At 59.9% G+C, this 19,658-nt stretch carries 18 protein-coding genes; 5 read left to right on the forward strand and 13 right to left on the reverse strand.

All coding sequences use genetic code 11. The features are described 5' to 3' along the window. The first annotated feature begins 121 nt into the window (after positions 1 to 121). On the forward strand, positions 122 to 1,126 hold the full coding sequence (locus LOY68_RS09855) for a metallophosphoesterase family protein (protein ID WP_265044297.1): 1,005 nt from the start codon (positions 122 to 124) through the stop codon (positions 1,124 to 1,126). Between the two features lie 55 nt (positions 1,127 to 1,181). Here the strand turns inward: LOY68_RS09855 and ccoP (LOY68_RS09860) are convergent, their stop codons facing one another. The 8 genes from ccoP (LOY68_RS09860) to ccoN (LOY68_RS09895) all read right to left on the reverse strand — a co-directional run bounded on the left by ccoP (LOY68_RS09860) (position 1,182) and on the right by ccoN (LOY68_RS09895) (position 8,084). Beyond that, a complete protein-coding gene (gene ccoP / locus LOY68_RS09860; RefSeq protein ID WP_123599364.1) occupies positions 1,182 to 2,165 on the reverse strand; it encodes a cytochrome-c oxidase, cbb3-type subunit III in 984 nt (327 codons plus the stop codon). Then, on the reverse strand, positions 2,162 to 2,347 hold the full coding sequence (locus tag LOY68_RS09865; RefSeq protein WP_003175465.1) for a CcoQ/FixQ family Cbb3-type cytochrome c oxidase assembly chaperone: 186 nt from the start codon (positions 2,345 to 2,347) through the stop codon (positions 2,162 to 2,164). Before LOY68_RS09865 ends, ccoP (LOY68_RS09860) begins: the two co-directional genes overlap by 4 nt. 5 nt (positions 2,348 to 2,352) lie before the next feature. Continuing rightward, complete coding sequence (ccoO, locus tag LOY68_RS09870) at positions 2,353 to 2,961, reverse strand: cytochrome-c oxidase, cbb3-type subunit II (RefSeq protein ID WP_054054085.1); 609 nt, start codon at positions 2,959 to 2,961, stop codon at positions 2,353 to 2,355. Beyond that, complete coding sequence (gene ccoN / locus LOY68_RS09875) at positions 2,961 to 4,403, reverse strand: cytochrome-c oxidase, cbb3-type subunit I (protein ID WP_054054087.1); 1,443 nt, start codon at positions 4,401 to 4,403, stop codon at positions 2,961 to 2,963. The genes ccoO (LOY68_RS09870) and ccoN (LOY68_RS09875) overlap by 1 nt, the downstream gene beginning before the upstream one ends. 481 nt (positions 4,404 to 4,884) lie before the next feature. Continuing rightward, a complete protein-coding gene (gene ccoP, locus LOY68_RS09880) occupies positions 4,885 to 5,838 on the reverse strand; it encodes a cytochrome-c oxidase, cbb3-type subunit III (protein ID WP_054054089.1) in 954 nt (317 codons plus the stop codon). After that, positions 5,835 to 6,035 carry a cbb3-type cytochrome oxidase subunit 3 gene (locus LOY68_RS09885; protein ID WP_163909226.1) on the reverse strand — a complete coding sequence of 67 codons (201 nt, stop codon included), beginning with the start codon at positions 6,033 to 6,035 and terminating at the stop codon, positions 5,835 to 5,837. The genes ccoP (LOY68_RS09880) and LOY68_RS09885 overlap by 4 nt, the downstream gene beginning before the upstream one ends. 5 nt (positions 6,036 to 6,040) lie before the next feature. Beyond that, positions 6,041 to 6,649 (reverse strand): cytochrome-c oxidase, cbb3-type subunit II, encoded by a 609-nt coding sequence (gene ccoO, locus LOY68_RS09890; protein ID WP_054054093.1) that lies wholly within the window; start codon positions 6,647 to 6,649, stop codon positions 6,041 to 6,043. Between the two features lie 10 nt (positions 6,650 to 6,659). Continuing rightward, entirely contained in the window at positions 6,660 to 8,084 is a 1,425-nt protein-coding gene (gene ccoN / locus LOY68_RS09895; protein WP_163909227.1) for a cytochrome-c oxidase, cbb3-type subunit I, read from the reverse strand. A gap of 109 nt (positions 8,085 to 8,193) precedes the next feature. On the opposite strand from ccoN (LOY68_RS09895), the gene LOY68_RS09900 reads away from it, so the two are divergent. Further along, positions 8,194 to 8,868, forward strand: a complete 675-nt coding sequence (locus LOY68_RS09900; RefSeq protein ID WP_265044298.1) for an alpha/beta family hydrolase — start codon at positions 8,194 to 8,196, stop codon at positions 8,866 to 8,868. Positions 8,869 to 9,026: 158 nt separating this feature from the next. Here the strand turns inward: LOY68_RS09900 and LOY68_RS09905 are convergent, their stop codons facing one another. From LOY68_RS09905 to acnA, 3 genes are all read right to left on the reverse strand, one after another. Then, positions 9,027 to 10,592 carry a methyl-accepting chemotaxis protein gene (locus LOY68_RS09905; protein WP_163909229.1) on the reverse strand — a complete coding sequence of 522 codons (1,566 nt, stop codon included), beginning with the start codon at positions 10,590 to 10,592 and terminating at the stop codon, positions 9,027 to 9,029. 103 nt (positions 10,593 to 10,695) lie between these two features. Beyond that, positions 10,696 to 11,487, reverse strand: coding sequence for a CPBP family intramembrane glutamic endopeptidase (locus tag LOY68_RS09910; protein ID WP_265044299.1), 792 nt, complete (start codon positions 11,485 to 11,487; stop codon positions 10,696 to 10,698). Positions 11,488 to 11,897: 410 nt separating this feature from the next. Further along, positions 11,898 to 14,639: an aconitate hydratase AcnA gene (gene acnA, locus LOY68_RS09915; protein ID WP_265044300.1), complete on the reverse strand. Its 2,742-nt coding sequence runs from the start codon at positions 14,637 to 14,639 to the stop codon at positions 11,898 to 11,900. A 223-nt stretch (positions 14,640 to 14,862) separates the two neighbouring features. Between acnA and rlmM the strand changes: the two genes are divergently transcribed. After that, the gene (gene rlmM, locus LOY68_RS09920) at positions 14,863 to 15,936 is read left to right on the forward strand and encodes a 23S rRNA (cytidine(2498)-2'-O)-methyltransferase RlmM (protein WP_054054317.1); all 1,074 of its coding nucleotides are present in this window, start codon (positions 14,863 to 14,865) and stop codon (positions 15,934 to 15,936) included. A gap of 180 nt (positions 15,937 to 16,116) precedes the next feature. Next, positions 16,117 to 16,368, forward strand: a complete 252-nt coding sequence (gene tusA / locus LOY68_RS09925; RefSeq protein ID WP_054054315.1) for a sulfurtransferase TusA — start codon at positions 16,117 to 16,119, stop codon at positions 16,366 to 16,368. Here tusA and LOY68_RS09930 read toward each other — a convergent pair. Continuing rightward, complete coding sequence (locus tag LOY68_RS09930) at positions 16,365 to 17,774, reverse strand: MATE family efflux transporter (RefSeq protein ID WP_054615618.1); 1,410 nt, start codon at positions 17,772 to 17,774, stop codon at positions 16,365 to 16,367. The two genes, tusA and LOY68_RS09930, sit on opposite strands and share 4 nt — an antisense overlap. A 330-nt stretch (positions 17,775 to 18,104) precedes the next feature. On the opposite strand from LOY68_RS09930, the gene pdxB reads away from it, so the two are divergent. Beyond that, entirely contained in the window at positions 18,105 to 19,247 is a 1,143-nt protein-coding gene (pdxB, locus tag LOY68_RS09935) for a 4-phosphoerythronate dehydrogenase PdxB (protein ID WP_265044301.1), read from the forward strand. A gap of 189 nt (positions 19,248 to 19,436) precedes the next feature. On the opposite strand, the gene LOY68_RS09940 is transcribed toward pdxB, so the two are convergent. Beyond that, positions 19,437 to 19,616 carry a PA1571 family protein gene (locus LOY68_RS09940; protein ID WP_054054311.1) on the reverse strand — a complete coding sequence of 60 codons (180 nt, stop codon included), beginning with the start codon at positions 19,614 to 19,616 and terminating at the stop codon, positions 19,437 to 19,439. Positions 19,617 to 19,658 lie beyond the last annotated feature (42 nt).

Here is a 19,658-nt window from a genome sequence, read left to right on the forward strand (position 1 = left end):
ATATATTCATATTAATTAGTTGCGATCTGATGTTTGTAATTTATTTAGTCCTCGAATAGTTTGCAGTGGTGCAGAGCAAACGGGTTGTGCGCTTGTTAAAGAATAAAGGAAATGGAATTCTATGAATATCAGTAAAGTGACGAGCCTGCTCGCTGGCCTGGGTTTATTGTCGATCGCTTCTCTCGCGCATTCGATTGAAAATACACCTCGCCATATGGTGTTTGCATCCGACCCCCAATATCCATGGACGGAAAAGTCCGATCGGCGGGAAGACGAGTTGGACGTCGAGTTTGAAAAGCGCGCGAAATGGCTGGTGGAAAGCCAGTTCGCGAGTATTGCCGATTTCAGGAAACAGTCGGGAGGGCAGTCGGAGGTGCCCTTGATGATCAACGGCGACATGACCGCGTTTGGTCACGGTTGGCAGCGCTCCTATATCAATTCGACGTTGAAGAAATACTTCGATAAAGACTTCCTGTACGGGCTGGGTAATCACGATTACGCCAACAATGTCGATGACTGTTTTACCAACAGTTGTGCTGCAGGAAGTATTGTTGACTATAAAGAACATCATGAAGGAAAAGTCGATGAGTTTGATTTGAAAGTGACTGGCGGGCCTTTGAACAGATTGTATTCGGGCAGTCTGGCCTATTCGAAGAACATTGGTGAAGTGCATCTGGTTCAACTCAACTTTGAGCCGACCTATGAGGTGAAAATTTCCCATCTGTTGAACCCTACCACGTTCAACATCACCCATGCGCTGGACTGGTTGGAGAATGACCTGCAGATGGCTCGAACCCAGGGCTACGCCATCATCGTCAACATGCACAGCCCTGACCAATGGAAAGGCAACTGGGACCAGCTCAAGCGTTTCAAGGACATGGTCACGAAGTATGAGGTTACGGCGATCTTCGCTGGTCATTACCATGAAGACGGCGGTGCGCTGTTGTACCTGGGCAACGTGCCGACCTTCCTCAGCGGCAGTGCATCCCAGCAGACGTACCTGATCGCCAGTTTCTCCGAGGATCGCAAACTGTTGCATGTCAATTTCGTGGAAGACAACCAGTGGCAGACGCGCGAGCTGTTGCGCACGGTGCCAGTGAAATCGATCTTTGCCCAGCGCCCATGAAAAAGGCCCCGCCAGTGAACTGGCGGGGCCTTTTATGTTGCTTCAAGCGTTTGCCTTACTGGGCATCCGCCGCCGGAGCTTTCTCACCGTGAGACAAGCTGTAGACGTAAGCGGCCAGCAGGTGAACCTTGTCGTTGCCTTGCAGCTGTTCTTGCGCAGGCATCTGGCCCTGACGGCCGTAACGGATGGTCTGCTGCAGTTGAGCGAAGCTCGAACCATAGATGAACGCCGCCGGGTGGGTCAGGTTAGGCGCGCCCATCGCTGGCGTACCTTTGCCTTCCGGGCCGTGGCATACGGCGCAGTTGGCGGCGAACAGTTTCTGCCCTGCAACCGGGTCGGCCTTGGTGCCTTCCGGCAGCTTGCGGCCATCGAGGTTGGTCAGCACGAACGAGGCAACGTCTGCCACGCCTTGCTCGCCGATCACTTCAGCCCACGCCGGCATGACCGCATGACGGCCGCCCATGATGGTGGTCTTGATGGTTTCCGGCTCGCCGCCCCAGCGCCAGTCGGCGTCGGTCAGGTTCGGGAAGCCATAAGCGCCCTTGGCGTCGGAACCGTGGCAGACCGAGCAGTTGGAGGCGAACAGGCGGCCACCCATCTTCAGGGCTTGCGGGTCCTTGGCGACTTCTTCGATTGGCATGGAAGCGAACTTGGCGAAGATCGGGCCGAACTTGGCGTCCGACTTGGCCATTTCCTTTTCCCACTCGTGAACGCCGGTCCAGCCGGTCTGGCCGTTGGCGAACGCAGTCTGCTTGTCGTTATCGAGGTAGTTGTAGCCCGGCAGCAGGCCTTTCCAGTTACCCAGGCCTGGATACAGCACCAGGTAGCCCAGGGCGAAGATGATGGTGCCCACGAACAGCATGAACCACCATTTCGGCAGTGGGTTGTCGTACTCCTCGATCCCGTCGAAGGAGTGGCCAACAGTCTCTTCGGTGGCTTCGCTGCGCTGGCCCTTGCGGGTGGACAGCAGCAGCCAGGTCAGGGCGAAGATAGTACCCAGACTGAGGACTGTGACGTACAGACTCCAGAACGTAGTCATTCTTTGTTACTCCTAGAAGCTTGCTCGACGTGCTTGATGGCTTCGGGATCATCCGCAAAAGGCAGCAAGGTCGCGTCTTCAAACTCCGACTTGCGCTTGGGGCTGAACACCCACAACGCCAGACCGATAAAGGCAACCATCACGACAACGGTGCCCAGGCCACGAATCATCCCGATATCCATCTAAATCACCGTTTGCTTTTGATGATGGTGCCCAGGCCTTGCAGATAGGCCACCAGCGCGTCCATTTCGGTTTTGCCCTTCACGGCATCCTTCGCGCCGGCGATGTCTTCGTCGGTGTAAGGGACGCCGAGCGTGCGTAAGACTTCGAGTTTCTTGGCGGTGTCCTTGCCGTCGAGCTTGTTTTCCACGAGGAACGGGTAGGCCGGCATTTTCGACTCAGGCACTACGTTGCGCGGGTTGTACAAGTGCGCGCGCTGCCAGTCATCGGAGTAACGACCGCCGACACGGGCCAGGTCCGGACCGGTACGCTTGGAACCCCACAGGAACGGGTGGTCCCAGACGCTTTCACCGGCGACCGAGTAGTGGCCGTAACGTTCGGTTTCAGCACGGAACGGGCGGATCATCTGCGAGTGGCAGCCGACACAACCGTTGGCGATAAAGACGTCGCGTCCTTCGACTTCAAGCGCCGGGCGAGGCTTCATGCCTTCGACCGGCTTGTTGGTAACGTCCTGGAAAAACAGCGGGACGATCTGGGTCAGGCCGCCGATGCTGACGGCGATGACCATGAAGAAGGCCAGCAGGCCAATGTTCTTCTCGACTGCTTCATGCTTCATCAGTGAGCTCCAACTACAGCAATCTGAGCGGCGGCTTCGGCTTCAGCCGGGTTCGAGGCACGTACGGTACGCCATACGTTGTAGGCCATGAACAGCATGCCGCTGGCAAAGAACGCACCGCCCAGGGCGCGAACGATGTAGCCAGGGTGGCTGGCTTGCAACGCTTCGACGAACGAGTAGGTGAGGGTGCCGTCGTCGTTGATTGCACGCCACATCAGGCCTTGGGTGATGCCGTTGACCCACATCGAAGCGATGTACAGGACGGTACCGATGGTCGCGAGCCAGAAGTGCGTGTTGATCAGGCCGATGCTGTGCATCTGCACGCGACCGAACAGTTTCGGGATCATGTGGTAGATCGCGCCGATCGAGATCATCGCTACCCAGCCGAGCGCGCCGGCGTGTACGTGGCCGATGGTCCAGTCGGTGTAGTGCGAGAGCGAGTTGACGGTCTTGATCGCCATCATCGGACCTTCGAAGGTCGACATGCCGTAGAACGCCAGCGATACCACGAGGAAGCGCAGGATCGGGTCGGTGCGCAGCTTATGCCAGGCGCCCGACAGGGTCATCATGCCGTTGATCATGCCGCCCCAGCTCGGAGCCAGCAGAATGATCGACATCGCCATGCCCAGCGACTGTGCCCAGTCCGGCAGTGCGGTGTAGTGCAAGTGGTGCGGACCGGCCCAGATGTACAGGGTGATCAGCGCCCAGAAGTGCACGATGGACAGGCGATAGGAGTAGATCGGACGCTCGGCCTGCTTCGGAACGAAGTAGTACATCATCCCCAGGAAGCCGGTGGTCAGGAAGAAACCCACCGCGTTGTGGCCGTACCACCACTGGATCATCGCGTCCGTCGCACCCGAGTAGGCGGAGTAGGACTTGAACAGGCTGACCGGCAGCGACATGTGGTTGACGATGTGCAGCATCGCGGTCACGACGATGAACGCGCCGTAGAACCAGTTACCCACATAGATGTGCTTGGTCTTGCGCTTGACGATGGTGCCGAAGAACACCAGACCGTAAACGACCCAGACAATGGCCAGCAGAATAGCCAGCGGCCATTCCAGTTCGGCGTATTCCTTGGTGGTGGTGTAACCCAGCGGCAAGGTCACGATCGCGCCGATGATCACCGCTTGCCAACCCCAGAAGTGGAAGGCAGCGAGGCTGTCGGAAATCAGTCGCGTTTGGCAGGTTCGCTGCACGACGTAATAAGAAGTGGCAAACAGTGCACAACCACCGAAGGCGAAAATCACCAGGTTGGTGTGCAACGGGCGTAAGCGTCCAAAAGTCGTCCACGGCAGACCGAAGTTCAATTCCGGCCATACAAGCTGTGAGGCGATGAAGACACCAAGCCCCATGCCAAGGATCCCCCAGACCACCGTCATGATGGCGAACTGGCGGACTACCTTATAGTTATAAGCAGTCGGACTGATTGCTGTGCTCATTCTAAGGTTCCACGGTTTGGGTGTTTTATTAGGATAAAAATCGGCCGCAAGTATGTAGAAAGCAGGGGGGCATTGCAACGCACCATGACCTGGGTCAATGCTTTCAGAAGCTGATTCTGCGGCCTTTCCATGCGCCGCGTAAGGACAAAATTGCCCCCGGACAAAATGTCGCAGCGGAAGAATAAGGCGAGGGGTTCAGGTCAGTTGTAACGGGGTGTGTTCAAACGCAAGGTTCAGGTGACAGAAGGCAATTTGCACGACAGCCGGTATCTACCAGCCTTTGCGGCCTGTCATCGAGCAGATTCGTCGAACACATCGGCTAAGGTCGACCTGGAACCGGTACTTTGCCAGTCCGCATCGAGCAAGCGTAGACCCGATTCCGGGGAACCGAAAGGGAGACTGAAGGAGGGTGCGACAATGGGTCGCAAAGAAGCGGGGAACTGCCGCATCCGGGAGAATGCGGCAGCAGAGCGGTCAAGAATTATTCGCTTTTGCCTTCAGCCTGCAAACGCTCGGTGCTGACACCCTGCGACAAGCTGAAAACGTAAGCCGCCAGCAATTGCACCTTATCGTTGCCGAGCAATTCGTTCTGCGCCGGCATATGGCCCTGGCGGCCATGACGTATGGTTTGTTGCAGTTGCGCCAGGCTTGAACCGTAGATAAATCCGGCCGGGTGCGTCAGGTTCGGCGCGCCCATGGCTTCAGTGCCGTGGCCATTTGCCCCATGACAGGCTACGCAAGTAGTGCTGAACAATTGCTGTCCGGCTTGCACGTCTGCATTGCTGTCGGCGGGCAGCGGCAGGCCGGCCAGTTCGTGACGCACATACGCGGCGACGTTCTTCACGCCCGCCTCGCCGAGGATTTCACCCCAGGCCGGCATCGCCGCCATGCGTCCACCCATGATCGTGGTTTTGATCATGTCGGCATCGCCGCCCCAGCGCCAATCACTGTCGACCAGGTTCGGGAAGCCGAACGCGCCCTTGGCATCCGAGCCATGGCACACCGCGCAATTGGAGGCAAACAGGCGACCGCCCATTTTCAGCGCTTGCGGGTCCTTGGCGACTTCTTCCACCGGCATGGCGGCGAATTTGGCGAAGATCGGTCCGAACCTGGCGTCGGCCTTGTTCATCTCCTTTTCCCACTCGTGAACGCCGGTCCAGCCGTCCTCGTAACCCGGCAAGATGCCTTTCCAGTTGCCCAGGCCCGGATACAGGACCAGGTAACCCACGGCAAACACCAGCGTGCCGGCGAACAGCATGAACCACCACTGCGGCAGCGGGTTGTCGTACTCCTCGATGCCGTCGAAGCTGTGGCCCATGGTCTGGTCGACGCTGCCCTTGGTCTCGCCCTTGCGGGTGCCGACCAGCAGCCAGGTCAGGCCGATCAGGCTGCCGATGGTCAGTACGCAGATCCACGTACTCCAGAAGGTGGTCATGGCCGGGTACTCCTTGTTTCAGGTTCTTGGGTGGCGTCGTCGGGAAGCGGTTCGTCGGCGAACGGCAGCAAACGTGCTTCGGCGAATTCCGGGCTGCGCTTGCCGCTGAACACCCACAACGCGAGGCCGACGAAGGCCACGAACACCACGACCGTGCCGAGGCCGCGGATCATTCCACTGCTCAATTCAAAGACCATATGGCTCACCTCTTGCTCTTGATGGCAGTGCCGAGCACTTGCAGGTAGGCGACCAAAGCGTCCATCTCGGTCTTGCCCTTGAGCGAGGCGACGGCACCGCTGATGTCGTCGTCGCTGTACGGCACGCCGAGGGTGCGCATGGCCTTGATCTTGGTTTCGGTGTGGCTGCTGTCGAGTTGATTGGCGACCAGCCATGGGTAGGCCGGCATTTTCGATTCCGGTACCACGTTGCGCGGGTTGTACAAATGCGCGCGGTGCCAGTCTTCGGAATAGCGGCCACCGACCCGGGCCAGGTCCGGCCCGGTGCGCTTGGAGCCCCACAGGAACGGGTGATCCCAGACGCTTTCACCGGCCACCGAGTAGTGCCCGTAGCGTTCGGTTTCGGCGCGAAACGGCCGGATCATCTGCGAGTGGCAACCAACGCAACCTTCGCGGATGTAGATGTCGCGACCTTCCAGTTGCAGCGCGGTGTAGGGTTTCATGCCTTCCACCGGTTTATTGGTCACGTCCTGGAAGAACAGCGGGACGATCTGCGTCAGGCCGCCGATGCTCACGGCCAGGACCATCAGCAACAGCAGCAGGCCGACGTTTTTCTCGATTGTTTCGTGTTTCATGGCGGACTCCTCAGGCCATCTGCGCGGCAGCGGCGGCTTCGGCAGGCTGCGAGGCCCGCACGGTGCGCCAGGTGTTGTAGGCCATCAGCAACATGCCGCTGAAGAAGATCGCACCGCCCACCAACCGCACGACGAAGCCTGGGTGGCTGGCCACCAGGGTTTCGACGAAGGAGTAGGTCAGCGTGCCGTCTTCATTGACAGCGCGCCACATGAGGCCCTGGGCGATGCCGTTGACCCACATCGAAGCGATGTAGAGCACGGTGCCGATAGTCGCGAGCCAGAAGTGCGCATTGATCAAACCGAGGCTGTGCATCTGCGGGCGGCCGAAGATTTTCGGGATCATGTGGTACAGCGCACCGATGGAAATCATCGCCACCCAGCCGAGCGCGCCGGCGTGAACGTGGCCGATGGTCCAGTCGGTGTAGTGGGAGAGGGCGTTGACGGTCTTGATCGCCATCATCGGCCCTTCGAAGGTCGACATGCCGTAGAACGCGAGGGAGACCACGAGGAAGCGCAGGATCGGATCGCTGCGCAACTTATGCCAGGCGCCCGAGAGCGTCATCATGCCGTTGATCATCCCGCCCCAGCTTGGCGCCAGCAGAATCAGTGACATCACCATGCCCAGCGACTGTGCCCAGTCCGGCAGCGCGGTGTAGTGCAAGTGGTGCGGGCCGGCCCAGATGTACAGGGTGATCAGGGCCCAGAAGTGCACGATCGACAAGCGATACGAATACACCGGACGCTCGGCCTGTTTCGGCACGAAGTAATACATCATCCCGAGGAAGCCGGCGGTCAGGAAGAAACCCACCGCGTTGTGGCCGTACCACCACTGCACCATGGCGTCAGTCGCGCCGCCGTACAGCGAGTAGGACTTGGTCAGGCTGACCGGGATTTCCAGGTTGTTGACGATGTGCAGGATCGCCACGGTGACGATGAACGCACCGAAGAACCAGTTGCCGACGTAGATATGCTTGGTCTTGCGCTTGGCCAGTGTGCCGAAGAACACAATGGCGTAGGCGACCCAGACGATGGTGATCAGGATGTCGATCGGCCATTCCAGCTCGGCGTATTCCTTGGAACTGGTGTAACCCAACGGCAAGCTGACGGCCGCCAGGACAATCACCAGTTGCCAGCCCCAGAAACAGAACTGGGCGATTTTCGGAGCAAACAGTTGGGTCTGGCAGGTGCGTTGCACCGAGTAGAACGAACTGGCGAACAGGGCGCAGCCGCCGAAGGCGAAGATCACCGCGTTGGTGTGCAACGGGCGCAGGCGGCCGAAACTGGTCCACGGCAAATTGAAGTTGAGTTCGGGCCAGACCAATTGGGCCGCGAGAAAAACCCCGAGGCCCATGCCGACGATGCCCCACACCACCGTCATAATGGCGAATTGGCGGACCACCTTGTAGTTGTAGGCGGTACTGATAGAAGTGTTCATGGTTCCCCATCCACGGTTCAGCCGAAGTAGAGGCGTGTCTTTGCGAGTAAGCCGCAAGACAAGCGCTCCCTTCGCCTGGAGTTATAGGCAGACTAAAAGCGAGGCAAGCATGGACAAAGAGCACAAGGCCAGTATTGACGGGGATCAATGGGGGCGGTGCGTGGCCGAACATGGCTGGTTGTGGGATGCGGCTTCGGCGCCGTCATCGACCACGCTGATCCTCGCCCACGGTGCCGGTGCGCCGATGGACAGCGGCTGGATGAAAGACATGGCTGCGCGCCTTGCTGCACAGGGCGTCAACGTGCTGCGCTTCGAGTTTCCGTACATGGCGCAACGGCGCCTCGATGGCGGCAAACGCCCGCCGAATCCGGCACCGAAACTGTTGGAATGCTGGCGTGAGGTGTATGCCGAGGTGCGACGCCATGTCACTGGGCGCTTGGCCATTGGCGGCAAGTCCATGGGCGGGCGGATGGCGAGTTTGCTGGCGGATGAATTGGGTGCGGATGCCTTGGTGTGCCTGGGTTATCCGTTCTATGCGGTGGGTAAACCGGAAAAACCTCGGGTCGAGCATCTGGCCGGGCTGAAGACCCGGACCTTGATTGTGCAGGGTGAGCGGGATGCGTTGGGTAATCGTGAGGCGGTCGAGGCTTACGCGTTGTCGCCGAGCATCGAGGTGTTCTGGCTGGTGGCGGGGGATCATGATTTGAAGCCGTTGAAGGCGTCCGGGTTTAGTCATGAGCAGCATTTGGCGGCTGCGGCGGGGAAGGTTGCAGGGTTTTTATAAGAAGCAAGATCAAAAGATCGCAGGCTCCGCCAGCTCCTACATGGGTTCGGCGTACATCCTGTAGGAGCTGCCGAAGGCTGCGATCTTTTGATCTTGATCTCGAGGCAATAAAAAACCCGGAAGCTTTCGCTGTCCGGGTTTTGTCTTTCCAGCATCAATCAGCGGTTAAACCGCTCCACCAACGAGTACTGGGTGCTGGCCGTCTTGGTCAGTTCTTCACTCAGCAACGCCGAGTGTTGCGCCTGTTCCGAGGTCTGGTCCGCCAGTTGCGAGATGTTGCTGATGTTGCGGCTGATTTCTTCGGCCACCGAGCTTTGCTCTTCGGTCGCGGCTGCAATCTGCGTGGTCATGTCGGTGATGTGAGCCACCGCTTCGCTGATGCCGATCAATGCCTGATCCGCTTCCAGAACCCGCGCCACACCTTCCTCGGCCTGGCGATGCCCCGCGTCCATGGTCTGCACGGCGGTATTGGCGGTCTGTTGCAGCTTGGCGATCAGCGCATGGATCTGCCCGGTCGATTCGCTGGTGCGTTGCGCCAGTTGGCGCACTTCGTCCGCGACGACCGCGAAACCACGACCCATCTCACCGGCGCGTGCCGCTTCGATGGCGGCGTTGAGTGCCAGCAGGTTGGTCTGGTCCGCGATGCCTTTGATCACATCGACCACGCCGCCGATTTCGTCGCTGTCCTTGGCCAGTTGCGTCACGGTCAAACCGGTTTCACCGACCACCACTGACAGGCGCTGGATGGCTTCGCGGGTTTCCCCGGCGATGTCGCGACCGCGACTGGTCAGGCGATTGGCTTCCTGGGTGGCGTCAGCGGTGCGTTGCACGTGGCTGGCGACTTCCTGGGTAGTAGCAGCCATCTGGTTGACCGCGGTGGCCACTTGTTCGGTTTCGACCCGTTGACGTTCCAGACCGCTGGAGCTGTTGTGCGCCAGAGTGTCGGACTGCTTCGCTTGCTCGGTCAGGTGCTCGGCGGTGTCCTGCAGACGAGTCAGGCAGGTTTTCAGGCGGGCTTCCTGGCTGAGGATCGACATTTCCAGACGCGCCTGGGCGCCACGGCTGTCAGTGTACATCTGCGCGATCAGCGGGTCGGAAGTGGTTTGTCCGGCCAGGACCAGCAGGCGCTTGAGACCGCGTTGTTGCCAGCTCAGACCCAGCAGGCCCAGTGGCACGGAGAGAGCGGCCGCCAAGGCAAAACCCCATTGGGAGTTCAGCGAGGCACCGATCATGAAGCTCAGTTGGCTGACCAGAATAAACGGTACCCAGTCCTGAAGAACCGGCAGCCATTTGTCTGACGAAGGAATCGCCGACTTGCCCTGGTTGATGCGTTGGTAGAGCGCTTCGGCCCGGCCGATCTGTTCGGCGGTGGGTTTGACCCGCACCGACTCGTAACCGACCACCTGGTTGCCTTCGAAAATCGGCGTGACATAGGCGTTAACCCAGTAATGGTCACCGGTCTTGCAGCGATTCTTGACAATGCCCATCCATGGCAAGCCTTGTTTCAAAGTACCCCACATGTGCGCGAATACCGCCGCCGGCACGTCAGGGTGACGAACCAGATTGTGCGGCGCACGGATCAGCTCCTCACGGGAAAACCCACTGATTTCGACGAAGTCGTCGTTGCAGTAGGTGATCACGCCTTTGGCGTCGGTCGTGGAAATCAACCGTTGCTGAGCCGGGAAGGTCCGTTCGCGTTGTGTAATGGGTTGGTTGTTACGCATGGCTATTTCAATCCGTGAGGCTTTGAGAGGTTGTCGGCGTGGTCAGGGATTTATTGAAATTAAATTTCAATAATCAGCGGCGCGTCGCAAAACGACCGTTGCGTCAGCCGGCAAGCATCGGGTAGGTGAAGAGACCGAAATGCAGCAGGTTCAAGCCGAAATGGGTAGCGATGGCCGCACCCAACCCGCCAAATCGGTAGGCCAGACCATAGCCGACACCCGCCAGGCTCGCCAGTAACACCCATTGCCAGCCTGCGCCCAGATGGACCAGGCCGAACAACAGCGAGGCCAGCAACAGGGCGAGGTTTTCGCCGTAGGGCAGATGTTTGAAATGCCGGCTCAGACCGCCCTGGATATAGCCGCGAAACAGTGCTTCCTCGACCAGTGTCACCAGCAGCAAGTTGTTCAAGACCCAGAGCCAGGCCTGGTCCGGCCACTTCGGCGCCCAACTGATCACGCCCAGCAATAACGCGCCACCCAATGCCAGGACGATGCTCAAGGTCAGCGCCAACGCCGTGGCATAGATGGACAGCCGCAGCGAGCGCCGACCAACAATCCATGGGCACACCAGTAACAACCAGAAACCAATCAGCGGTTTGTCCTGGTTCAAATACATGGAAAACGGCACGGCATCGTCGGTGAATCGCTGTGGATCGATACCGCGACCATTGTAGAAACCGGGCAGCCAGTGCATCGCCAGCGCCAGCGCCAGGACGATAAACAAACCATGGCCGAGGTAGCGGGCGACTGGAACCTTTTGCTGGCGCACGGCGAAACCGGCGAACAGCAGCAGGGCGACAGAGATAGCCGCCAGCCAACCGAGATGGCCGTAGATCAGGGCCAGGGCATAACCGATGGAGAGGAGTGCCAGGTAGAGCCATGGCAGAGCGGGCATGTTGGAGTCCTTGTACCAGTAAATTTTGCAGTGTGAGGTGATCCCCTGTGGGAGCGGTGGTGTTCAAGGGATGTGTGTTCAACACATTTACCCCTGTGGGAGCGAGCCTGCTCGCGAAGGGGCCATCAAATCCAACATCCATGTCGGCTGACACACCGCTTTCGCGAGCAGGCTCGCTCCCACAGTGGGTCAGTGGAGTTCAGGGGATTTGTGGACAACACATAACCCCCTGTGGGAGCGGGCTTGCTCGCGAAAGCGGAGTGTCATTCAACAATTAAGGCGACTGGTGCACCGAATTCCCGAGCAAGCCCGCTCCCACAATTGATCGCTGGTGTGCAGGGTATTTTTGTTCACTTCTCAGCACAAACAAAAACACCGCCCGAAGGCGGTGTCTCTGTCAGCAGCAGTGCTTATGAGGCAATCAGCTGTCGCAACACGTAATGCAAAATCCCCCCGGCCTTGAAGTATTCGACTTCGTTCAGCGTATCAATCCGGCACAACACCTCGACCTTCTCAGTGGTCCCGTTTTCACGGGTGATCACCAGCGTCAGGTTCATGCGCGGTGTGACCTCGACGCCGGTCAACCCGAGGATATCCACGGTTTCCTTGCCGGTCAGGTTCAGGCTCTTGCGGTTCTGATCCAGCTTGAACTGCAGCGGCAGCACGCCCATGCCCACCAGGTTGGAGCGGTGAATGCGCTCGAAGCTTTCAGCGATAACCGCTTTCACCCCCAGCAGATTGGTGCCCTTGGCCGCCCAGTCGCGGCTCGACCCGGTGCCGTATTCTTGCCCGGCAATCACCACCAGCGGCGTGCCCGACGCTTGATAGCGCATGGCCGCATCGTAGATCGGCAGTCGCTCGCCGGTCGGAATGTAGATCGTGTTACCACCTTCTTCGCCACCGAGCATTTCATTGCGAATGCGGATGTTGGCGAAGGTGCCGCGCATCATCACTTCATGGTTGCCACGACGCGAACCGTAGGAGTTGAAGTCCCGCGGCTCCACGCCTTTCTCGCGCAGGTAACGACCGGCCGGGCTGTCGGCCTTGATGTTGCCGGCGGGGGAGATGTGGTCGGTGGTGACCGAGTCGCCGAGCAGCGCCAACACGTTGGCTTTTTTCACGTCCTGAATCACCGGCAACGGCCCGCCGATGTCATCGAAGAACGGCGGATGCTGGATGTACGTCGAATCCTCCTGCCAGACATAAGTCGCGGCCTGCGGCACTTCAATCGCCTGCCACTGCTCGTCGCCGGCAAACACTTCGGCGTATTCCTTGTGGAACATCGCGGTGTTGACCTGATTCACCGCGTCGGCGATCTCTTTGGTGCTCGGCCAGATGTCCCGCAGGAAAACCGGGTTGCCGTCCTTGTCATCACCCAGGGATTCGCTGCTGATGTCGATCCGCACCGTACCCGCCAGCGCATAAGCCACCACCAGCGGCGGAGAGGCCAGCCAGTTGGTTTTCACCAGCGGATGTACCCGGCCCTCGAAGTTGCGGTTGCCGGACAACACTGACGCCACCGCCAGATCGGCTTTCTGGATGGCTTTCTCGATCGGCTCCGGCAACGGCCCGGAGTTGCCGATGCAAGTGGTGCAGCCATAACCGACCAGGGCAAAACCCAGTTCATCGAGGTACTGCGTCAGGCCCGCAGCCTTGTAGTAATCGGTGACCACTTTCGAACCGGGCGCCAATGAACTCTTGACCCACGGTTTGCGTTTCAGGCCTTTCTCGACTGCCTTCTTCGCCACCAACCCGGCCGCCATCATCACGCTCGGGTTGGAGGTGTTGGTGCAGGACGTGATCGCTGCGATCACCACCGCACCGTTTTTCAGCCGGTAGGTATGGCCGTCAGACTCGTAGTCCGCCTCGCCGACCATGTCCGCGTTACCCACCGCGACACCGCCGCCGCCTTCACTTTCCAGGCGTCCTTCTTCCTTGCTGGTGGGTTTGATTTGCAGGCCGAGGAAATCGCTGAAGGCCTGGGCGACGTTCGGCAGCGAGACACGGTCCTGCGGGCGTTTTGGCCCGGCGAGACTGGCTTCGACGGAGCCCATGTCGAGTTCCAGGCTGTCGGTGAAGATCGGTTCCTTGCCTGGCAGGCGCCACAGGCCCTGGGCCTTGGAGTAGGCCCCGACCAGTTTCACCACTTCCGGCGGGCGGCCGGACAGGCGCAGGTATTCCAGGGTCACGTCGTCCACCGGGAAGAAACCACAAGTCGCGCCGTATTCCGGGGCCATGTTGGCGATGGTCGCGCGGTCGGCCAGTGGCAGATCAGCCAGGCCGTCGCCGTAGAACTCGACGAATTTGCCGACCACGCCTTTCTTGCGCAGCATCTGCGTGACAGTCAGCACCAGGTCGGTGGCGGTGATGCCTTCCTTGAGCTTGCCGGTGAGTTTGAAACCGATCACTTCCGGAATCAGCATCGATACCGGCTGGCCGAGCATCGCCGCTTCCGCTTCGATCCCGCCCACGCCCCAGCCGAGTACGCCGAGGCCGTTGATCATGGTGGTGTGGGAGTCGGTGCCGACCAGGGTGTCGGGGAACGCATAAGTGCGGCCGTCCTCATCCTTGGTCCAGACCGTGCGCCCGAGGTATTCGAGGTTGACCTGATGGCAGATCCCGGTGCCCGGCGGCACCACGCTGAAATTGTCGAAGGCACTCTGGCCCCAGCGCAGGAACGCGTAACGTTCACCGTTGCGCTGCATTTCGATGTCGACGTTCTGTTCGAAAGCGCTGGAACTGGCGAATTTGTCGACCATCACCGAGTGGTCGATCACCAGATCCACCGGCGACAGCGGGTTGATGCGCTGCGGGTCGCCGCCAGCCTTGGCCATCGCGGCGCGCATGGCGGCCAGATCGACCACGGCGGGCACACCGGTAAAGTCCTGCATTAATACGCGGGCGGGGCGGTATTGGATTTCGCGGTCGGAGCGACGCTCCTTGAGCCAGGCCGCGATGGCCTTGAGGTCGGCGCCGGTGACGGTTTTTTCGTCCTCCCAGCGCAGCAGGTTTTCCAGCAGGACTTTCAACGACATCGGCAACTTGTCGAGATCACCGAGGGTCTTGGCAGCGTCGGGCAGACTGAAATAATGGTAGGTCTTGTCGTCTATTTGTAAGGTTTTAAGGGTTTTCAGGCTATCGAGGGACGGCATTTGAAATGACTCCTTTGGGGCCGCACGGCTACGGACTGACGGGACAAACAGAGCATTAAACCTAGCCCTGTTTTAAGTAGCTGGCTAATAACTGGACTCTATCGACAAGTCCAATGTTCCGAACTCGGCTATCATGCGCCGGTTTTCGTGACAGGCTTTGCTTCACCGCAAGCCTGGGCATCGCGCAGTGGCTGAATTCCTCGCCATCTGCCCAGGAGTAAGAATGAACACCCTATTTATGCATTGCCGGCCGGGCTTCGAAGGCGAAGTCTGTTCCGAGATTGCCGAACACGCCGCACGCTTGAACGTGGCCGGCTATGCCAAGGCCAAGACCGCCAGCGCCTGTGCCGAATTCATCTGCACCGAAGAAGACGGCGCCGAGCGCCTGATGCGCGGCCAGCGCTTTGCCGAGCTGATCTTCCCGCGCCAATGGGCGCGCGGGATTTTCATCGACCTGCCGGAAACCGATCGCATCAGCGTGATCCTTGCGCACATCGTCGATTTCCCGGTGTGCGGCAGTCTGTGGCTGGAAATGGTCGACACCAACGATGGCAAGGAACTGTCGAACTTCTGCAAGAAATTCGAAGGCCACCTGCGCAAGGCACTGATGGCGGCCGGCAAACTGGTGGAAGACGCCAGCAAGCCGCGCCTGTTGCTGACCTTCAAAAGCGGTCGTGAAGTGTTCGTCGGCCTGGCTGAGTCGAATAACTCGGCGATGTGGCCGATGGGTATTCCACGCCTGAAGTTTCCACGTGACGCGCCAAGCCGTTCAACGCTGAAGCTGGAAGAGGCCTGGCACCACTTTATCCCGCGTGATCAGTGGGACGAGCGCCTGCATAGCGACATGACCGGCGTTGACCTCGGCGCCGCGCCGGGCGGCTGGACCTGGCAACTGGTCAACCGTGGCATGCTGGTGACCGCCATCGACAACGGTCCAATGGCCGAAAGCCTGATGGATACCGGCCTGGTGCAACACTTGATGGCCGACGGTTTCACCTTCAAGCCGCGCCAACCGGTGGACTGGATGGTCTGCGACATCGTCGAGAAACCGGCGCGCAACGCCGCGATGCTGGAAGAGTGGATTGGCGAAGGCCATTGCCGCGAAGCAGTGGTCAACCTCAAGCTGCCGATGAAACAGCGTTACGCGGAAGTGAAGCGCTTGCTCGAACGCATCGCCGATGGCTTCAAGGAGCGCGGGATCAAGGTCGAGATCGGCTGCAAACAGCTGTACCACGACCGCGAAGAAGTGACCTGCCATTTGCGCCGGATTGACGTGAAGAAACCCAAGTCCCGCTGAGACCAACGATCCCCTGTGGGAGCGGGCTTGCTCGCGAAGGCGGGCTGACATTCAACATTGATGTCGACTGACACACCGCTTTCGCGAGCAAGCCCGCTCCCACAGGGGGATGGCGTCATGCCACAGATGACCGAACACCCGGCAATGCGCGACAATGCCGGCCAGTTTCAGGAGTGAATCATGAGTGAAATGCTTGATACGCCGGTAGACGGCACCCTCGACGCCACCGGCCTCAACTGCCCGGAGCCGGTGATGATGTTGCACCAGCACATCCGTGACCTGGCGCCCGGTGGCTTGCTCAAGGTGATCGCCACCGACCCGTCGACCCGGCGCGACATTCCCAAGTTCTGTGTGTTTCTCGACCACGAACTGGTGGCGCAGCACGAAGAGGCAGGCACCTACCTCTACTGGATCCGCAAGAAACTCGCTTAACCCATCGATTGGCTGATGCGAATCCGCTTGCGTGCACTGCGCGTCAGGCGGATCGACAGCATCAGCGCCGCGCAACTCAAGCCCACGATCAAACCCTGCCACAGGCCGCTCGGGCCGCTCGGCGCGCCGAACCAATCGGTCAGGCCCAAGGCGTAACCCACCGGCAAGCCGATCCCCCAATACGCGAACAAGGTCAGGATCATCGTCACCCGCGTGTCCTGATAACCGCGCAATGCTCCGGCCGCCGTGACCTGGATCGCATCGGAAAACTGAAACAGCGCCGAATACACAATCAGCATCGCCGCCACATGAATCACCGTAGGGTCGGCGGTGTAGATCGTGGCGATGTGTTCGCGCAGCAACAACATCATGCTCGCTGAGAGGCACGCATACGCCAGCGCGGTGCCCATGCCGACGCCGGCAGCGAAGCGCGCTTCACGCGGTTCATTGCGGCCCAGTGCCTGACCGACGCGCACGGTGACGGCCATGCCTAGCGAGTAGGGGATCATAAACACCAGGGAGCTGACGTTCAGGGCGATCTGGTGCCCGGCCACGACGGTCGCGCCGAGACTGCCGATCAGCAGGGCAATCACCGCGAAGATGCTCGATTCAGCGAACACCGCAATGCCGATCGGCAAGCCGATGCTCAGCAGGCGTTTGATCACCGACCATTGTGGCCAGTCGAAGCGGCTGAACAGCTCGCTTTTCTGGTAGGCCGGCGCCCAGCGTGTATAGACGATCATGCCGAGGGCCATGAACCACATCACAATCCCTGTCGCCCAGCCGCAGCCGGCGCCGCCCATGGCGGGCACGCCCAGGTGCCCATAAATGAACACGTAGTTCAGCGGGATGTTCAGCGCCAGGGCGCACAAACCGAGGATCATCGCCGGACGCGTACGGCCCATGCCGTCGCTGTAGCAGCGCAGCACGTGGTACAGCGCAACCGCTGGCAAACCGGCGGCGATGCCGTGCAGGTATTGCATGCACGGGCCGATCAGCTCGGGATCGACCTTCATGATGTGCAGGATCGGTTCGGCGGCGATCAGCATGCCGGTCGCCATCAACCCCACCACCAGCGCCAGCCACAACGCCTGGCGCACGATAGGGCCGATCTCGTTGTGAGTCCCGGCACCGAAACGCTGGGCGACTTTGGGCGTGGTTGCCAGCAACGTGCCAGTCATCAGCAGGAACACCGGGACCCAGATCGAGTTGCCCAGCGCTACGGCGGCCAGGTCACGGGGACCGACCCGGCCGGCCATCACCGCATCGACGAAGCCCATGGCGGTGGTCGCCAGTTGCGCGATCATGATCGGCAACGCCAGCGCGAGCAGGGTCTTCAGCTCCAGGCGAATCCGGGCCGGGCGGGTGAGGGGAGTTGCAGCGGGGTGATCAGTCACGGAATTCACGAGCGAAACGTCCAGGGTACTTGAGGCGCAGGGCGGCGCATTCTACCCCGTTGACGCACTGGTCAGGAAAAGCGCTGTGTTGTGGATTTGTAATTCTTTCCACCTACTGCACATCCCCCGTAGGAGCTGACGAGTGAAACGAGGCTGCGATCTTTTGACTTTGCTTTTTAAAAACAAGATCAAAAGATCGCAGCCTCGTTTCACTCGACAGCTCCTACACAGCTCCTACACGGCCCCGACATTGCTCCTACGCAGCCCATGCCGGGGATGCGTGCTAGGCGTGACAGGTCATCTGCAACTACACTGCCGATCCGCCAAAGGAGCCTCGCCATGCTGATTGTTGCCGACGAAAATATCCCGCTGCTCGACGCCTTTTTCCAGGGTTTCGGCGAAATACGCCGGGTGCCGGGGCGTTCCATCGACCGCGCCATGGTCGAGCAGGCCGATGTACTGCTGGTGCGCTCGGTGACCAACGTCAATCGTGCGTTGCTCGAAGGCAGCAAGGTACGGTTTGTCGGCACCTGCACCATCGGCACCGATCACCTGGACCTGGATTACTTTCAACAGGCTGGCATCACCTGGTCCAGCGCACCCGGCTGCAATGCCCGGGGCGTGGTCGACTATGTGCTTGGCAGCCTGCTGACTCTCGCCGAAATTGAAGGTGTCGACCTGACTCAACGCACCTATGGCGTGGTCGGTGCCGGCGAAGTGGGCGGCCGGCTGGTCAAGGTCCTGCAAGGCCTGGGCTGGAACGTGCTGGTGTGCGATCCGCCCCGGCAAGCGGCGGAGGGCGGCGATTTTGTCAGCCTTGAGCAGATCATCGAGCAGTGCGATGTCATCAGCTTACACACGCCGTTGAAGAAGCACGGCGTTCAGGCAACCTGGCACCTATTCGACAAGCCCCGTTTGAACCGACTCAAGCCCGGCGCCTGGCTGATCAACGCCAGCCGCGGCCCGGTGGTGGACAACGCGGCCCTGCGCCAGGTGTTGCTGCAGCGTGAAGACCTGCAAGCGGTGCTGGACGTCTGGGAAGGCGAGCCCGAGGTCGACGTGGCACTGGCTGACCTTTGCGTGCTGGCGACACCGCATATCGCCGGCTACAGCCTCGACGGCAAACAGCGCGGCACGGCGCAGATCTATCAGGCGTATTGCGACTTCCTCGGCCAGCCGGCCGAAGTCAGCCTGAGTGATTTGCTGCCCGCGCCGTGGTTGACGCAAGTGACCTTGCACGCTGACAGCGATCCGGCCTGGGCGCTGGCGATGTTGTGCCGAGGCGTGTACGACCCGCGCCGCGACGATGCGGATTTCCGCCGCAGTCTTGTGGGCAATGTGAGCGAGCAGCGTGCGGCGTTTGATGCGCTGCGCAAGAACTATCCGCCGCGCCGGGAGATTGATGGGTTGCAGGTGCGGATTGAGGGGGATTCGCCGGTGTTGCAGAAGATCGTGGCGGCCCTTGGTGCAGTGACCGTCTAGGAATCGAGTCGGCCCCTTCGCGAGCAGGCTCGCTCCCACACTGGATCTCGGTTGAGCACCACATTTGTGTTCACCAAAAATCCCCTGTGGGAGCGGGCTTGCTCGCGAATAGCCGCACCACAATGTCCGGATAATCGCCCATAAAAAACCCGGCCAACCTGGGCCGGGTCAAAGAAGACGGTGGCTATATCACTCTTGTTCGGCAGGCTTGACCAATCGCTTCTCCAGTTCGCGGCAGGCGTCCTGGATCATGCCTTCAGTGATCGGTACTTCGTGCCCGTCCTCATCGATAATCGAGCAACCCAGAGACTGGTCTGGCTGTGTGCGGATCACTTGAATCTTGTCTTCGCTGCTGTTTTGCAAGGACATGGCCTGTCTCCTCATCAGGTTGTGTGCTTACTCTAAAACCGC

The sequence above is a fragment of the Pseudomonas sp. B21-053 genome (assembly GCF_026016365.1).
In the GTDB taxonomy this organism is placed as follows: Bacteria; Pseudomonadota; Gammaproteobacteria; order Pseudomonadales; family Pseudomonadaceae; genus Aquipseudomonas; species Aquipseudomonas nunensis.

What these genes read in the sequence shown, in the direction of transcription:
- LOY68_RS09855 (WP_265044297.1), top strand. Translation starts at nt 122, where the DNA reads ATGAATATCAGTAAAGTGACGAGCCTGCTCGCTGGCCTGGGTTTATTG.
- ccoP (WP_123599364.1), bottom strand. Translation starts at nt 2,165, where the DNA reads ATGACTACGTTCTGGAGTCTGTACGTCACAGTCCTCAGTCTGGGTACT.
- LOY68_RS09865 (WP_003175465.1), bottom strand. Translation starts at nt 2,347, where the DNA reads ATGGATATCGGGATGATTCGTGGCCTGGGCACCGTTGTCGTGATGGTT.
- ccoO (WP_054054085.1), bottom strand. Translation starts at nt 2,961, where the DNA reads ATGAAGCATGAAGCAGTCGAGAAGAACATTGGCCTGCTGGCCTTCTTC.
- ccoN (WP_054054087.1), bottom strand. Translation starts at nt 4,403, where the DNA reads ATGAGCACAGCAATCAGTCCGACTGCTTATAACTATAAGGTAGTCCGC.
- ccoP (WP_054054089.1), bottom strand. Translation starts at nt 5,838, where the DNA reads ATGACCACCTTCTGGAGTACGTGGATCTGCGTACTGACCATCGGCAGC.
- LOY68_RS09885 (WP_163909226.1), bottom strand. Translation starts at nt 6,035, where the DNA reads ATGGTCTTTGAATTGAGCAGTGGAATGATCCGCGGCCTCGGCACGGTC.
- ccoO (WP_054054093.1), bottom strand. Translation starts at nt 6,649, where the DNA reads ATGAAACACGAAACAATCGAGAAAAACGTCGGCCTGCTGCTGTTGCTG.
- ccoN (WP_163909227.1), bottom strand. Translation starts at nt 8,084, where the DNA reads ATGAACACTTCTATCAGTACCGCCTACAACTACAAGGTGGTCCGCCAA.
- LOY68_RS09900 (WP_265044298.1), top strand. Translation starts at nt 8,194, where the DNA reads ATGGACAAAGAGCACAAGGCCAGTATTGACGGGGATCAATGGGGGCGG.
- LOY68_RS09905 (WP_163909229.1), bottom strand. Translation starts at nt 10,592, where the DNA reads ATGCGTAACAACCAACCCATTACACAACGCGAACGGACCTTCCCGGCT.
- LOY68_RS09910 (WP_265044299.1), bottom strand. Translation starts at nt 11,487, where the DNA reads ATGCCCGCTCTGCCATGGCTCTACCTGGCACTCCTCTCCATCGGTTAT.
- acnA (WP_265044300.1), bottom strand. Translation starts at nt 14,639, where the DNA reads ATGCCGTCCCTCGATAGCCTGAAAACCCTTAAAACCTTACAAATAGAC.
- rlmM (WP_054054317.1), top strand. Translation starts at nt 14,863, where the DNA reads ATGAACACCCTATTTATGCATTGCCGGCCGGGCTTCGAAGGCGAAGTC.
- tusA (WP_054054315.1), top strand. Translation starts at nt 16,117, where the DNA reads ATGAGTGAAATGCTTGATACGCCGGTAGACGGCACCCTCGACGCCACC.
- pdxB (WP_265044301.1), top strand. Translation starts at nt 18,105, where the DNA reads ATGCTGATTGTTGCCGACGAAAATATCCCGCTGCTCGACGCCTTTTTC.
- LOY68_RS09940 (WP_054054311.1), bottom strand. Translation starts at nt 19,616, where the DNA reads ATGTCCTTGCAAAACAGCAGCGAAGACAAGATTCAAGTGATCCGCACA.